Origin of the sequence: Halogeometricum limi, from assembly GCF_900115785.1 — an archaeon.
Taxonomy (GTDB): Archaea; Halobacteriota; Halobacteria; order Halobacteriales; family Haloferacaceae; genus Halogeometricum; species Halogeometricum limi.
Map to the genome: position 1 here is coordinate 267,261 of NZ_FOYS01000004.1, position 14,082 is coordinate 281,342.

Below are 14,082 nucleotides of genomic sequence, written 5' to 3' on the forward strand. Positions count from 1 at the left end.
GTTCGGCAAAAATACCACTCCCGAATAAAAACGATTGAATTTGGGCGTGGGCGACGGCCCCGGCACGGAGAGGTCCTTCTTCGTCTTCGTCTACCGCTCTTGGAGGACCGCATCCGCCCGCTCCACGGGTCGTTCGACGTTGAACTAATCTTGCCCGAGAACCCTGCTGAAGCGTGTGGGTCAGTTCGTGAGCGAGTAAGAATCGCCCCGACCGAGTCGTCGGGCGGTACTCGCCGGCCGCGAACGCGATATGCTCTCCCACCGCGAACGCTCTGGCATCGACTGACCGCGCAGCGACGTCCGCTCGCTCGCCGGTGTGTACTCGGACGGTGCCGAAATCTGTCCCGAATCGGGATTCCATGAACGTGCGCGTTGTTGCGTCTAGCGGCCGGCCGGGCGACCGAACCGCGTCACTGACCACGGACGGTGCGCGTTCGAGCATCGAACTACCGCCTGTCTGCGGTGTGGGACGGTTATCGCTCAAACACCGTGAACGTGAGACAGGCACACGGGTGACGAGTCTCTGAACGGCGGCGGGTCGCGTGCGCTGAAGTGTCTCCTCACAGTCGGGACAGGCGAGTGGCTCGCCTCTCGAAAGTCGTTCACGGCACCGAGGACAGACCTCTCCGAGTGGCTGTCCCAAGTCGGAAGAATCACCGTTCGAGACCGATGTCTGCTCCGGACTTCGCGCGACCCGCGTGGCGACCCGTTCGGCTTCACGCTCTTCTGTACCGTTCGCTGGGGCGACCGAAAGCGGCCGAACCGTGTTCCGACTCATTCGCTGTATCCGTTGATTGCCGAGCGTTCTATGGAGTCGGTGTACAGACGTCGTGGGCCTTGTGGAGACTCGTTCCACGGCCGGGCCCTGATGCTCGCAGATCGCACCCGTAGAGCAGCGGACGCCGCCACTTCCCTCGCTCTTCTCGCCGTCTCGTCGGCGGTGCATACGAACGGCCTCCGTCATTCGGTCTGTTCCTCACTTCCCGCGAAATCACGGCGACTACTGACCGCTCCGATAGCCCCCACACGAGTCTCTGTCGTCCACGAACTCACAATAGGTATTCATCTTGACAAGAATTAACACTTTTCCACGCCCGCAGTAGTGTCTCGCTCAGCAGACAGTTCCTCGCTACCGATGTGCGTTCGCGTTGAAACGAGGTGTTTCGTCTCTTAGCACCCCCCAGACATCGACAGCTCTTCGGACCACTCAGTGAGATGCGGTTCGGGCACCGCCGAGGAGTCACCGTCCAAGAAGACACCCACTGTCGTGCCGGCGTGCAACGGGACCATGACGGCGACCAGTTCCTCGAAGTAGTGGATAGAGCCGCGGAGTCCCCCCGGACCGCCCGGGAGCGCCTCGTGGCGACGGACCGACTCCTGTCCGATATAGAACCGACGGAGAAGATGCGCGTGCTCACGCGCTTCGGCAGGGTCCACGTCGGACCGCAGATAGTGTGGTTGCACCTCCTCGCCTGCGTACTCCACGCAGCATCGCAGGTCCTCGTGGAGTTCGCCGCGGAGGTGGTCGACCAACTGTGCGATAGACATACCGCCCCCGAGGGAACCCCCCACCAATAACCCTCGGTCCCGAGTATCACTGCCGAGAACGGGAGACGTCTCGGACCAAACGACGGGACGTCCGGTCGTCGGTCGTCGACTCAGAACGTCTGGACGCCGTCGTCGGTGATGACCTCACTCACGAGCGACATCGGCGTGGCGTCGTAGGCGGGGTTCTCGATGACGACGTTCTCGACGGGTTCCAAAGAGACCTCCGCCGAGGAGCGAATCTCGTTCTCGAAGACGAAGCCGTCGTCGACCATCTTCGCGCCCGACCCGACGACCGTGACGGGGACGCCGAGTTGCTTCGCGGTGGCGGCGATGGGGAACGTGCCCACGCGGTTGTACAGGACGTCGTCGACGATGCAGTCCATGCCGACGACGACGCGGTCGCACTCTTCGAGAAAGAGGCCGGCCGCGCCGTCGACCATCAGGTGCGGTTCGACGCCGTCGACGTCCGATAACGCCCGCGCGGTCTTTCGACCGAGGTAGCGCGGCCGGGCCTCGGTGACGTACGCGGTCAGGGTCGTCCCCGCGTCCGCGGCGAGTTCGACCGCTTCGAGCACCGTCGAGGAGTAGTCGTGCGTGAGAATCGTCTCGCCGTCTTCGAACGTCTCGGCGGCGTTCGCGGCCGCCCGAGACTTCCCCTGTTCGATCTCGTCGACGACCCGGTCGATGGTCTCTTCTGTCAGCGTCTTCGCCGCCTCGACGGACGACGCTTCGCCCTCGACGCTGCGGAGAATCTCCTCCATCGCGTTGTAGAGCGAGGCGTGCGAGGGGTTCGCCCGTTTCAACGCGCCGACGTTCCGTTCGAGGTCGCGTTCGAACTCTTCGACCGTCGCGTGGTCCCGTTCGGTGAGGGCTCGCAAGGCGTACGCGGCCTTGACGGCGACGACCGAGGAACTGTGTGTCTGCATCTCCCGAATTTCCTCGATGGTGTCGTCGATCATACCGAGAGGTCACGGAGTCGGGACAAAGGCCTTCCGGGAGTGGTCGTCGCACGCCGCCGCGATTCGCGCGACGGAGACGGGTCAGTCGTCCGTCTCGGCGGTCGCATCGTTCGTCGCCTCGGCGGTCCCCTCCACGTCGGCCTCGGGAGGCGTCCCGCCGTCGCCCGCGTCGGTCCGCTTCGCGTAGACGAAGACGGCGACGGCGGTGAGAATCCAGATGACCGCGCCGACGCGGATGGCGAACGAGACGCGTGACGCCCACGTGGGGAGGTCGTACGCCAGCGAGAGTGCGGCGACGGTCGGTGCCCCGGTGAGGATGGTGACGACGAACGTCGTCTGCATCACCCAGCCGTAATCGACACCGTCGGGGTCCGTTCGTTCGACGCGTGACACACCGGCAGTTCGGTGGGTGGGGCTATAATCTGTGTGAAACGCGTCGGAGGCGTCGCCAGCGGAACCGGCCGACAGCGGGACGCTTAACACGCACACCGGTGTGCAGTAGGGCATGACGACGGTACGAGACGTGCGCGAACAAGCGGGGTCGACGCCGATAACGATGTTGACCGCCTACGACGCGACGACGGCCGCGGTGGCGAACGAGGCGGGCATCGACGTGGTCCTCGTCGGCGACAGCATGGGGAACACCGACCTCGGCTACGACTCGACGCTGAAGGTCACCGTCGACGACGTCGCCTCTCGGACGGCCGCCGTCGCCCGCGGCGCGGACGACGCACTCGTCGTCGCCGACATGCCCTTCCTCTCGTTCGGCGTCGACGAGACGGCGAGCATCGAGAACTGCGGCCGGATGGTGAAGGAGGCGGACGCCGACGCCGTGAAGTTAGAGTCCGGCGAACACACCGTCGAACTCACCGAACGCCTCGTCCAACTCGGCATCCCGGTGATGGCGCATCTCGGGCTGACTCCGCAGCGTATGAAAGAGACGGGCTACGCCCGACAAGGGACGACGCGGGACGAGGGTCACCGCATCCTCGATTTGGCGCGCAAGCACGAGGAAGCGGGAGCGTTCTGTCTCGTCCTCGAACACGTCCCGTCGAACCTCGCCGAACAGGTGACGGAGGCGCTCACCATCCCGACCATCGGTATCGGCGCGGGACCGCACTGCGACGGGCAGGTGCTCGTCGTCGACGACGTGGTGGGTCTGTCGACGTACTCGCCGCCGTTCTCGAAACAGTACGGCGACCTCCGCGAGCAGATGCTGGAGGCCGTGAGTGCGTACCGCGAGGACGTCGAGTCGGGGGCGTTCCCCGCCGAGGAACACGGCCACGTCGCCGACGAGTTAGACGACCTGTACTGAGTTCGGCCGCGCCGGTCAGTCGGCAATCCGCTCGATGAAGTCGAGAATCGCCGCGTTGAACGCCTCCGGTCGCTCCAGCATCGCGAGGTGAGCGGCGTCTTCGACGACGCGGAGTTCGCAGTCGGGCATCGTCTCGCGGAGGTACTCGTGGTATCGCTGCGGCGTCAGTCGGTCGTGTTCGCCGACCACCGCGAGCGTCGGCACCGACAGGTCTCCGAGTTCGCCGCGCACGTCGAACTCGTGGCAGGTGCGGAAGTCCCGTTCCGTCACCGCGCGTCCCACCTCGTGCATCGCTTTCTCGGAGAACGTCACGTACTCGCTCTCCGCGTCGTAGAACATCCGGTTCGGTTCGTGGAGGAACGCCACCGCGCGGTCGAAATCGTTCGATAGCCACGCCAACAGGTCGTCGAGGACGGCGAGTTTTGCGCCCGTCCCCGCGAGAACTAATCCGTCGAGCGACAGGTCGCGTTCGAGCGCGGCCGTGAGGGTTACGGCACCGCCGAGCGAATTGCCGACGAGCACGGAGGCGTCCACCGCTTCGGCGACGGCGACGACGTCGTCGACGTACGCCGCGCGCGTCTCGTAGCCCGCGTCGGCGTCGATGTCGTCGCTCTCGCCGTGGCCGCTCAAGTCGAGGGCGGCGACGGACACCTCGTCGGAGAGTCGGAACTGCGACTTCCAGACGGCGTGTGTCCCGCCGCTTCCGTGGACGAACAGGAGCGTCGGCCCCGTCCCGCCCCGGTCGGAGACGTGATACGCCGTCTTCCGACCGTGATGTGTGACGGTTTCCATACGAGGGTATCACACGGTTCGGTGATAAACCCTCCACGACGACCGGACGGTGACAGAGAGTGTGAACCGCAACACAACCGTAGAATGTTCTTCCGTCTCCCGTCGTGCGATTCACCAGCGATACATTTATATTCTCCAGAGGATTACTTGTGGTTAGGCACTATCATGAGTACGCAACAGTTCGCAGGCGGCAACGAGCGATTCCTCCGTCGCTACGAGTACGAGGATAGCTGGGTCATCGCCGCCGACTTGGACACGTTCGGGCGGGAGGTGGACGTGGACATCGTCGGCAGCACCGCCATCGTCGTCGCAGAGACGGGCGACAGAGTTACCGAGACAGAATTCGAACTCCCCGGTGAGGACGCAGCGGTCGCGACGAACAACGGCGTACTCACCATCACCGTTCACAAATGAAGCTCATCGTCAAACCCCTGAAACAGAAGGACGCCGGTCGCGGACTCGCGGCTATCGACCGGGACGCCGCCGAAGAACTCGGTCTCGAAGGCGGCGACTACATCCGCATCGAGGGCGACGGCGGCACCGCCATCGCCCGCGTGTGGCCCGGCTACCCCGAGGACCGCGGCACCGGCGTCATCCGCATCGACGGACGACTCCGCCAGCAGGCGAACGTCGGCATCGACGACCGCGTCCAGGTCGAACAGGCCGACGTCAAGCCCGCCCAGCGCGTCTCCATCGCCCTCCCGCAGAACCTCCGTATCGGCGGGAACGTCGGGACGTACATCCGCGACAAACTCTCCGGGCAACCCGTCACGAAAGGCCAGAGCATCCAACTCCCCCTCGGGTTCGGGTTCATGTCGTCTTCGAACCAGTCGGTCCCGGTGAAGGTCGCCTCCACGCAACCGCAGGGAACCGTCATCGTCACCGACTCCACCGAGGTGCAGATCAGCCAGAAACCCGCAGAAGAGATTCACGGCAGCGGTACCGGCGAGTCCGGTGACGGTCCCTCGGTCACCTACGAGGACATCGGCGGACTCGACAGAGAGCTAGAGCAGGTCCGCGAGATGATCGAACTGCCGATGCGGCATCCGGAACTGTTCAAGCGCCTCGGCATCGACCCGCCGAAGGGCGTGCTCCTCCACGGCCCGCCGGGCACCGGGAAGACGCTCATCGCGAAGGCCGTCGCCAACGAGATAGACGCCTCCTTCCACACCATCTCCGGGCCGGAGATCATGTCGAAGTACTACGGCGAGTCCGAAGAGCAACTCCGCGAGATATTCGAGGAGGCCGAAGAGAGTTCGCCGGCCATCGTCTTCATCGACGAGATAGACTCCATCGCGCCCAAGCGCAGTGAAGCGGGCGGCGACGTCGAACGACGCGTCGTCGCGCAACTGCTCAGCCTCATGGACGGCCTCGCCGAACGCGGCGAAGTCGTCGTCATCGGCGCGACGAACCGCGTCGACGCCATCGACCCGGCGCTCCGCCGCGGCGGTCGGTTCGACCGCGAAATCGAAATCGGCGTGCCGGACCGCGAGGGCCGCAAGGAGATTCTGCAGGTCCACACGCGGAACATGCCAACCGCGGACGCCGTCGACCTCGACGAGTACGCCGACATCACCCACGGGTTCGTCGGCGCCGACTTGGAGACGCTGGCCAAAGAGTCCGCGATGAACGCCCTCCGGCGCATCCGCCCGCAGTTGGACTTAGAGGCCGACGAGGTGGACGCCGAAGTGCTGGAGTCGCTCGAAGTCCGCGACGACGACTTCAAGGAGGCGATGAAGGGTATCGAACCCTCCGCGCTCCGCGAGGTGTTCGTCGAGGTTCCGGACGTCACCTGGGAGGACGTCGGCGGCCTCGAAGACACCAAAGAGCGCCTCCGCGAGACCATCCAGTGGCCGCTGGAGTACCCCGAGGTGTTCGAGCAGATGGACATGCAGTCCGCGAAAGGCGTCATGCTGTACGGCCCGCCGGGGACGGGGAAGACCCTCCTCGCGAAGGCCGTCGCCAACGAGTCCGAATCCAACTTCATCTCCGTGAAGGGGCCGGAACTGCTCAACAAGTTCGTCGGCGAGTCCGAGAAGGGCGTCCGCGAGATATTCAAGAAGGCTCGTCAGAACGCCCCGACCGTGGTGTTCTTCGACGAGATAGACTCCATCGCGACCGAACGCGGACGCAACTCCTCGGACTCCGGCGTCTCCGAACGCGTCGTCTCGCAACTGCTCACCGAGTTGGACGGCCTCGAATCGCTCGAAGACGTGGTCGTCGTCGCGACGACGAACCGGCCGGACCTCATCGACTCCGCGCTCCTCCGCCCGGGGCGACTCGACAGACACGTCCACGTCCCCGTCCCCGACGAGGAGGCGCGCCGCGCCATCTTCGCGGTCCACACCGAGCACAAACCGCTCGCCGACGACGTGGACCTCGACAGACTCGCTCGCGAGACCGAGGGCTACGTCGGTGCCGACGTCGAGGCGGTCTGCCGGGAGGCGTCGATGGCGGCGAGTCGCGAGTTCATCCGCAGCGTGAAACCCGAAGAAGTGGCTGAGTCCGTCGGTAACGTCCGCGTGACGATGGACCACTTCGAGGCGGCACTCGACGAAGTCGGGCCGAGCGTCACCCAAGAGACCCGTCGCCGCTACGAGGAGATCGAAGAGCGGTTCCAGGCGAGCGAGGTCGAACGGGACCCCGAGTCCAGCGTCGGCCGGACGTTCCAGTAGTCACCGACCGCCCTCCCGTCGTTCTCCGGCGCTCTCCCGTCGAAGCCCGACTTTTCGACAGGACACGACGGCTCCGGAGACGAACCGTCGAACCACCCAATCGACGGGCTTTTAGTACCCCGTTCGACTACGTAGAGATACGTTCTCTCGGTAGACCCAGAAATCCACTAGTTGAAAGTTTATTTCACCGGAAATACGGTGTGTCGGAGCCCGGTTCGCCGTTCGCCGCCGTTCGTTCGACTACGCGCCGTGACGCTCGATGTCCGAGAGAATCTGTGCGGCGTGGCCCTCGGGTGAGACGCCCTCGTAGACGAACGCGATGGTTCCGTCCGGCCCGACGACGTACGTGTTGCGGAACACGCCGTCGAAGGTGTTGCCGAACATGTTCTTCTCGCCGTAGGAGTCGTACGCCGCGGAGACGGTGCCGTCTTCGTCCGAGAGGAGTCGGAACGGAAGGTCGTGGTCGTCCTCGAACTGCTTCAGGTCGGAGACGGGGTCGTCGCTGATTCCGAGGACGGTCACGTCTCTCGACTCGAACTCCTCGTAGGCGTCGCGGAACTCGCACGCCTCGGTGGTGCACCCCGGCGTGTTCGCACGGGGGTAGAAGTAGACCACGACGTACTCGCCCGCGACGTCCGACAGCGAGACCGTCTGGCCGTCCTGGTCGTGCAACTCGAACTCTGGCGCTTCGTCGCCGACGCTGAGCATGGTTGTCGTGTCGGATGCGACGGTAAAAACGCCGCCGGTCGGGCGGTCACCGACCGCGGGCGAATCCGGGAGTCAGTCGAGGCGTTCTGCGGCCCCGCGGTCGACGAGTGGTCCGGCGTTCGTCGCCGGGAGGGTCACCACGTCCTCCGTGGCGAGGTCGTACTCGCGTTCGTCCACGCCGAAGATCTGTCCCACGTCCTCCGTGATGCGGAGCGTGACGCGTTCGGTGTCGGCGGCGTCTTCGGGTTCCTCGTTCGCGGCGTCGTCCGGGTCCGCGCTCGGAGTCGTCTCGTCGGGTGAGTCGCCCGCGACGACCGCCGCTTCGGTCGCCGGCCGAGAGTCGTTCGACTCGCCGGCGTCGCGGGCCGCCTCCGCCGACGCCGCGTCACTGGTCGATGCATCGGTGGTCGGAGCGTCACCGGTCGGAGCGTCGCCGTCGGTGTCGCTGTTCGCTCCGTCGCCGCCCATCGCGTCCGCGAGGACGCCGCCGGAACCGGCGTCCGCCGTGGGTTCGTCGGGGTCGACGTCCGGCGGAGTCGGCGGCGTGTCGTCCGCGGGAGTGGCGGCCGTCTCCGTCTCGTCCGGGGCCACCGCCGACGACGCGTTCGTCACGTCCGCGTCCACCGCCTCGTCCAACTCCGTCGTCGTATTCGACCCGGAGCGTTTGCCCGCGAGGACGTCCAGTACGGTTTCGCGGTTCGTCTTGATTCGAGCGACGAGGCCGTCGAACAGGTCGCGTTCCTCGGCGGTGAGACCGTTCGTGTCGGCGCTCATGTCCGCCGCGGCGAACGACGCGAGTTTGACGACCTTGCCGACGCGGCGTTCGTAGATGGCTTCGACCACGTCTTCGGCCGTCTCTATCTCGTCGGTCAGTCGTCCAACTTCCGGGTCCGAGAACGGGTCGTCGGCCCCCTCGGCCGCGCGGTTGCGTTCGGCCTTTCGCTCTGCGATGAAGTCCGCGACGTCTTCGTAGAACGAGTCGCGGAGATGCTGGAGGCTGTCCTTCTGCCGCTCTGTCCGCCGGACGCTCCGTAACTCGTCTAAGTTCATTCTTTCACCTTCTCAGCGCGACCGCGTGCCATGAGGAAGACGCCGAGGCACTCTTCGACAGACTGGTCACCTGCGCTGAGTGTAAAACTATCGCCGTCGAACTCGACGGGTCCGGGGTCGGTCACCCGAACGGCGATGTCGCGCCCGCGGAATCGGGAGGCTACGGCGTCCGAGAGCGGGTCGAACGCCTCGATTTCGTCGCGTTCGAGCGTCCGGACGCGGAGCGACGACCCGCCGTGGAGACTCCCCGGCAGGCGGATGAGGCGTTTCGTGTCCGTCGTCACCGGTTCGTCGATGGGGGCCGTCTCCTCCGCGACGGCTTCTCGCGCGAGGGCGTCCACGAGGATGCGCGTCCCGGGGCCGCCCGCCTCGACGTTCCCCTCGCGGATGGCGTCGAAGTTGTTGTGCACCTGCCCGAGGATGGTCTTCGCGCGACCCTCTCCGATGCCCTGCAGTTCCTGGAGTCTGTCGAGTGCGTCCGCGTCCTCCATCTCGCGGAGGTTCTCGGCGAGTTCGAGGAGGCGGTCGTGGACGCGTTTGCCCCACCCGCCGTGGCGCCGGAGGACGCGGCGCGTCGTTCCGCGGTTCGACTCCGTGCCGACCAGTCCCTCCACGTCTAAGTCGATGGCCCGGACGTAGTCGACGACCTCTCGTCGCGCCTCGCTGTCGAGTCCGCGAACGCTCTCGTCTCGCACGTGCACGTGATACCCTCTCCCACCCGAGAAGACGACCTGCGTCTCCTCGAACGCGAAGTCGTCGTCGAGGACGTCGAGCAGTTTCAACAGGTCGTCCTTGCAGGCGTCGAGCATGTCCGCGTACGACGTCGTCTCGGGGTCGACGCCGGGCAGGTGGTCGGCGTCCAAGTCGAACACCAGGTCCGCCGACTGCCAGCCCTTCTCGTCCATCGTCCCCGCGCCGGGGTCCGTAAAGCGCGCGGACGAGAAGTAGACGTGGCGCGGCGCCGTCCGAGTGAGGAAGTCGCCGAGGTCACCCACGTCGAGGAGCGACTGGTGGCGAACCATCGTCGTGCCGCCGGCACTCCACGGGATGTAGCCCCACTCGCGTCGCTCCGCCGCGGGCGGGAGCGGTATCTGGGCGCGTCGGTAGTAGTCTCCGAACCGCCCTTCGAGGTAGTCCCGAGTTCGTGCCTCCATCTCTCCGCGAGGATAGCGAAGGCGAGACTAAAGCCGTTTTGTCTCGCCGAATCGCGTCGGTCGCTGTCACGCTCTCGGGGAGCGTTCGAGTCCCCGTGTCACCCACGGAAAAGCGTTATACTCACGACGCCCGTACTGTGATGCGAGTTAGCGACGGGTGCCATCACCGCAGGACTCGAAGCCGGTGGCGAGGAGATTCGTGCGTCGAGATAGTGACATCGAAATTACTACAACAGCAGTAGTTACTACTACCAAAACTATAAATAATCCTGATTCTAAACGTACCAACTGTAATGGACGATTCCGATACACGCGAAGGTAAGCGCAAGCTCAGTGGCGTCTCGCGACGGAGCTTCGTGAAGGCGGCGGGTGCGTCTGGTGTTACTGTCGGCTTGGCGGGCTGTATCAGTAGCTCCGACGGCGGCGACGGTGGCGACGGTGGCGGTGGCTCCGACGACACCGAGACGGGAACCCCAATCAGCACCGAAGAAGTGACCGAGGACATCACGATTCAGCTCGCGGGCGACTCGCGGATGTCCGACAACATCGAGGGCATCCGAGAGATTCTGTACGACAACGGTCTTCCGGAGAACATCACGCTCGAAATCATCGCCGGTTCGCAGGTGACGAACAACCGTCAGAACCAGTACCAGCAGTGGCTGGGTTCGGGTCGCGAAGAACCGACCCTCCTGATGATGGACAGCGGGTGGACGATTCCGTTCATCGCGCGCAACCAGATTCAGAACCTCTCGCAGGCGCTGCCGGAGGACATGATCTCGACGGTCAAAGACGAGTACTTCCAGGCCAGCGTCGGGACGGCGACGGGCGACAACGGGGACCTGTACGGCATCCCGCTGTTCCCCGACTTCCCGACGATGCAGTACCGCAAGGACCTGCTCCGGAACGCGGGCTACGACGACTCCGACTTCGAGACGTGGGCGACGGAGTCCATGTCGTGGGAGGAGTTCTCGAAGATTACGAAGGAGGCCATGGAGGCCAACTCCGACATCCAGTACGGGTTCACCTTCCAGGCGTCGGCCTACGAGGGCCTGTCGTGCTGTGACTTCAACGAGTTCATGACCTCGTACGGCGGCGCGTACTTCGGCAACCCCGAAGAGAACCTGTTCGGTCCCATCGGCGACCGACCCATCACGGTCGACGAGGAACCGGTCCTCGAATCCATCCGGATGGTCCGGACGCTCATCAACGGCGAGGACGACGAGCACTCGCTCGACGGCATCACCGGGAACATCGCCCCCGAGGCGGTGCTCCAGTGGACCGAAGAGCCGTCGCGCAAGCCGTTCACCGGCGGCGACGCCATCATGCACCGCAACTGGCCGTACTCCATCACCATCAACGGTGCGGAGGACGTGTTCGGCGAGGACCTCGGCGTGATGCCGATTCCGTACGGCGTGACCGAAGACGAAGCCCAGTACCCGATGACGGGCGGCCCCGTCGCGGCCCTCGGTGGCTGGCACCTCGCGATGAACCCGAACGCGCCCGACCGGAAGAAGCAGGCGGCCGTGCAGGTGCTTCGCGCCTTCATGCAGCCCGAGGCGGCGCTCGCCAACTTCGGTCTGCAGGGCTGGATTCCGCCGCGACCGGAACTGCTCGACTCCGAAGAGGCACAGGAGGTCGACGTCATCGGCCGCTACCTGCCACAGCTGAAAGTGGCCGGTGAGAACGCTATCCCGCGGCCCGTCACCGTCGTCTGGCCGCAGCAGTCGAGTCAGATCTCGACCGCAGTCAACGCCGCCTACGCGGGCGAGAAGTCGCCCGAACAGGCGATGTCCGACCTGAAGTCGACGCTCGAGCAGATAGAGCAGAGCCAGTAGGCCGGCGGATAAACATAAGTTACCTCGCGATACGTTATTATTTATCATGGCAACAGAACAAGACTCGGGGGATACACTTCGGGATAGCTCCAGGAGTGGGCCCTACGTCTCCGCCGTCCGGTGGATGGAATCTCTGTCGGAGACGCAGTTCGCCTACTTCCTGTTGAGCCCAGCACTGCTGATACTGCTGGTCATCGCGCTATACCCCCTCATACAGACGTTCGGCTACTCGTTGTACGCCGACCAGTTGACCGGGTCGTCCAGACTGGGCCAGTTCGTCGGCCTCGAAAACTACGTCGCGCTGTTCACCGGGGCACGCGACTTCGCGTTACCGTCGGCGTTCCTGCCGGGGTTCTCGTCGTCGTTCCCCTTCGTGACGGGAATCTACTCGAGCGCGCTGATGGTCACGCTGCTGTTCACGGCCGTGAGCGTTCTGTTCGAGACGCTCCTCGGCTTCGTGCAGGCGCTCGTCCTCGACCAGGACTTCCGCGGACGGCGCTGGGTTCGGGTCGCCATCATCATCCCGTGGGCCGTCCCCATCGTCATCCAGGGGATGATATGGTACCTGATGTTCCAGCCGAACATCGGGTTCCTCGTCGGGTCACAGGGCGACCCGGCGTTCCTGAACTATCTGGGGCTCAGCTACACGCCGCTTCGTAACACGGCGGACTCGCTGTTCCTCATCATCGTCGGCGACGTGTGGAAGACGACGGCGTTCATGGCCCTCCTCATCCTGGCGGGCCTGCAGAGTATCGACCGGTCGCTGTACGACGTGGCTCGCGTCTCCGGTGCGAGCAACTGGCAGCAGTTCAAGATGATTACCTTCCCGCTCATCCTCCCGACGGTGCTCGTGGCGATGCTGTTCCGCACCATCGGCGCGATGCGCGTGTACGGTATCATCGAGACGATGGCGGGATGTACGACGGTGCCGTCGCTGTCGTGTCTCGTCGTGACCACGTTCAACAACTCGATGTACGCGACGTCCGCCACGGTGGCGTTCGTGACGGCGGGCCTCATCGGCATCGTCGTCTCCGTGTACATCTTCAAGTTCGCCGACGCGGAGGGAGGCTTCTAACATGGCGACAGAGAACGAACAACAGAGCGGTATCGGAAAGCAGGGCGACGCGGACATCAAACGAGGGCCGTTAGAGCGGTGGGTAGGCGCGGCCATCAAAAACCCCAAGCGCGCGTACAGGGCGATGTTCTACGTGGCGACGGTGTTCTTCCTCGTCACCACGCTGTTCCCCTTCTACTGGCTGTTGGTGCTCGCGCTGACGCCGAACAACCTCATCTCGGACATGGGGCTGCTTCCGAAGGGGTTCAACCCCGAGGTGTTCATCACGATGTTCGAACGGGTGCCGTTCCACCTGTACATGTTCAACAGCTTCGTGCTCGGCCTGTCGACGACCATCATCGTGCTCCTCCTGGCCAGTCTGGCGGGGTACGTGTTCGGCCGACTCCGCTTCCCCGGCCGGAGCGCGCTCATGCTGGGCATCCTGGCCATCTCGTACTTCCCACCGGCAGCGTTCTTCCTGCCCCTCTTCGAGCTGTTCACGGGCGGGACGGACATCGTGCTCGGACCGGTCACCGTCTCGTCGCCGGACCTGTTCAACACGCCGGCACCGATGGTGCTGCCGTTCAGCGCGCTGTTCATGCCGCTGTCCATCTTCATCCTCACGACGTTCTACGGGCAGATTCCCGACGGGTTGGAGGACGCGGCGCGCGTCGAAGGGACGACGCGACTCGGCGCGCTGTTCCGGGTCATCATCCCGCTGTCGGCACCCGGTGTGGCGACGGCGGGCGTCCTCACGTTCATCAGCGTCTACAACGAGTTCTTCTTCTCGTTCCTGATGAACAACGGCGAGGCGTCGTCGTGGGCACCCATCGTCGCGGGTATCCTCAAGTACCAGGGGCAGTTCGACACCCCGTACAACCTGATGGCGGCGGCGAGCATCGTCGGGGTCCTCCCCGTGGCGATTCTCGTCATCGTCGCCCAAGAACGAATCGTGAGCGGACTGACTGCGGGCGCACTCAAGGAGTAAGACA

Annotated in this window: 13 protein-coding genes and 1 pseudogene; 6 read left to right on the plus strand and 8 right to left on the minus strand. The window is 64.8% G+C overall.

All coding sequences use genetic code 11. The features are described from left to right. Window positions 1-169 precede the first annotated feature (169 nt). The 4 genes and pseudogenes from BM282_RS19040 to BM282_RS13280 form a co-directional block, all read right to left on the minus strand. A pseudogene (locus BM282_RS19040) lies at window positions 170-964 on the minus strand (eCIS core domain-containing protein); the annotation flags it as partial. A gap of 206 nt (window positions 965-1,170) precedes the next feature. After that, a complete protein-coding gene (locus tag BM282_RS13270) occupies window positions 1,171-1,548 on the minus strand; it encodes a hypothetical protein (protein WP_089881875.1) in 378 nt (125 codons plus the stop codon). A gap of 110 nt (window positions 1,549-1,658) precedes the next feature. Continuing rightward, window positions 1,659-2,507, minus strand: a complete 849-nt coding sequence (locus tag BM282_RS13275) for a translation initiation factor eIF-2B (protein WP_089881877.1) — start codon at window positions 2,505-2,507, stop codon at window positions 1,659-1,661. An 81-nt stretch (window positions 2,508-2,588) separates the two neighbouring features. Continuing rightward, window positions 2,589-2,900, minus strand: a complete 312-nt coding sequence (locus BM282_RS13280; protein ID WP_089881879.1) for a DUF5822 domain-containing protein — start codon at window positions 2,898-2,900, stop codon at window positions 2,589-2,591. A 112-nt stretch (window positions 2,901-3,012) separates the two neighbouring features. On the opposite strand from BM282_RS13280, the gene panB reads away from it, so the two are divergent. Further along, window positions 3,013-3,822 (plus strand): 3-methyl-2-oxobutanoate hydroxymethyltransferase, encoded by an 810-nt coding sequence (panB, locus tag BM282_RS13285; RefSeq protein ID WP_089881881.1) that lies wholly within the window; start codon window positions 3,013-3,015, stop codon window positions 3,820-3,822. Between the two features lie 15 nt (window positions 3,823-3,837). Here the strand turns inward: panB and BM282_RS13290 are convergent, their stop codons facing one another. Continuing rightward, window positions 3,838-4,614: an alpha/beta fold hydrolase gene (locus tag BM282_RS13290; protein WP_089881884.1), complete on the minus strand. Its 777-nt coding sequence runs from the start codon at window positions 4,612-4,614 to the stop codon at window positions 3,838-3,840. A gap of 165 nt (window positions 4,615-4,779) precedes the next feature. On the opposite strand from BM282_RS13290, the gene BM282_RS13295 reads away from it, so the two are divergent. Together BM282_RS13295 and BM282_RS13300 are read left to right on the plus strand one after the other, a co-directional pair. Beyond that, window positions 4,780-5,028 (plus strand): Hsp20/alpha crystallin family protein, encoded by a 249-nt coding sequence (locus BM282_RS13295; protein WP_089881886.1) that lies wholly within the window; start codon window positions 4,780-4,782, stop codon window positions 5,026-5,028. Then, complete coding sequence (locus tag BM282_RS13300; protein WP_089881888.1) at window positions 5,025-7,289, plus strand: CDC48 family AAA ATPase; 2,265 nt, start codon at window positions 5,025-5,027, stop codon at window positions 7,287-7,289. Before BM282_RS13295 ends, BM282_RS13300 begins: the two co-directional genes overlap by 4 nt. Window positions 7,290-7,529: 240 nt before the next feature. Here BM282_RS13300 and bcp read toward each other — a convergent pair whose 3' ends face one another. The 3 genes from bcp to priS all read right to left on the minus strand — a co-directional run bounded on the left by bcp (window position 7,530) and on the right by priS (window position 10,201). Continuing rightward, window positions 7,530-7,997 carry a thioredoxin-dependent thiol peroxidase gene (gene bcp / locus BM282_RS13305; RefSeq protein ID WP_089881890.1) on the minus strand — a complete coding sequence of 156 codons (468 nt, stop codon included), beginning with the start codon at window positions 7,995-7,997 and terminating at the stop codon, window positions 7,530-7,532. 72 nt (window positions 7,998-8,069) lie between these two features. Further along, on the minus strand, window positions 8,070-9,047 hold the full coding sequence (locus BM282_RS13310) for a hypothetical protein (RefSeq protein WP_089881891.1): 978 nt from the start codon (window positions 9,045-9,047) through the stop codon (window positions 8,070-8,072). Next, entirely contained in the window at window positions 9,044-10,201 is a 1,158-nt protein-coding gene (gene priS / locus BM282_RS13315) for a DNA primase small subunit PriS (protein WP_089881893.1), read from the minus strand. Before priS ends, BM282_RS13310 begins: the two co-directional genes overlap by 4 nt. Window positions 10,202-10,494: 293 nt before the next feature. Here priS and BM282_RS13320 point away from each other — a divergent pair, with 293 nt between their 5' ends. The 3 genes from BM282_RS13320 to BM282_RS13330 all read left to right on the plus strand — a co-directional run bounded on the left by BM282_RS13320 (window position 10,495) and on the right by BM282_RS13330 (window position 14,078). After that, window positions 10,495-12,036 (plus strand): substrate-binding domain-containing protein, encoded by a 1,542-nt coding sequence (locus BM282_RS13320; RefSeq protein WP_139229729.1) that lies wholly within the window; start codon window positions 10,495-10,497, stop codon window positions 12,034-12,036. A 124-nt stretch (window positions 12,037-12,160) separates the two neighbouring features. Then, on the plus strand, window positions 12,161-13,111 hold the full coding sequence (locus tag BM282_RS13325; RefSeq protein WP_175501537.1) for a carbohydrate ABC transporter permease: 951 nt from the start codon (window positions 12,161-12,163) through the stop codon (window positions 13,109-13,111). Window position 13,112: 1 nt separating this feature from the next. Further along, window positions 13,113-14,078, plus strand: a complete 966-nt coding sequence (locus BM282_RS13330; RefSeq protein ID WP_089881897.1) for a carbohydrate ABC transporter permease — start codon at window positions 13,113-13,115, stop codon at window positions 14,076-14,078. Window positions 14,079-14,082: the final 4 nt, after the last annotated feature.

Excerpts from the sequence above, each read along its gene's own strand:
- BM282_RS13300 (WP_089881888.1), top strand. The coding sequence starts at position 5,025 with ATGAAGCTCATCGTCAAACCCCTGAAACAGAAGGACGCCGGTCGCGGA.
- BM282_RS13290 (WP_089881884.1), bottom strand. The coding sequence starts at position 4,614 with ATGGAAACCGTCACACATCACGGTCGGAAGACGGCGTATCACGTCTCC.
- BM282_RS13325 (WP_175501537.1), top strand. The coding sequence starts at position 12,161 with ATGGAATCTCTGTCGGAGACGCAGTTCGCCTACTTCCTGTTGAGCCCA.
- BM282_RS13275 (WP_089881877.1), bottom strand. The coding sequence starts at position 2,507 with ATGATCGACGACACCATCGAGGAAATTCGGGAGATGCAGACACACAGT.
- BM282_RS13295 (WP_089881886.1), top strand. The coding sequence starts at position 4,780 with ATGAGTACGCAACAGTTCGCAGGCGGCAACGAGCGATTCCTCCGTCGC.
- BM282_RS13330 (WP_089881897.1), top strand. The coding sequence starts at position 13,113 with ATGGCGACAGAGAACGAACAACAGAGCGGTATCGGAAAGCAGGGCGAC.
- panB (WP_089881881.1), top strand. The coding sequence starts at position 3,013 with ATGACGACGGTACGAGACGTGCGCGAACAAGCGGGGTCGACGCCGATA.
- BM282_RS13310 (WP_089881891.1), bottom strand. The coding sequence starts at position 9,047 with ATGAACTTAGACGAGTTACGGAGCGTCCGGCGGACAGAGCGGCAGAAG.
- BM282_RS13320 (WP_139229729.1), top strand. The coding sequence starts at position 10,495 with ATGGACGATTCCGATACACGCGAAGGTAAGCGCAAGCTCAGTGGCGTC.
- BM282_RS13270 (WP_089881875.1), bottom strand. The coding sequence starts at position 1,548 with ATGTCTATCGCACAGTTGGTCGACCACCTCCGCGGCGAACTCCACGAG.
- priS (WP_089881893.1), bottom strand. The coding sequence starts at position 10,201 with ATGGAGGCACGAACTCGGGACTACCTCGAAGGGCGGTTCGGAGACTAC.
- bcp (WP_089881890.1), bottom strand. The coding sequence starts at position 7,997 with ATGCTCAGCGTCGGCGACGAAGCGCCAGAGTTCGAGTTGCACGACCAG.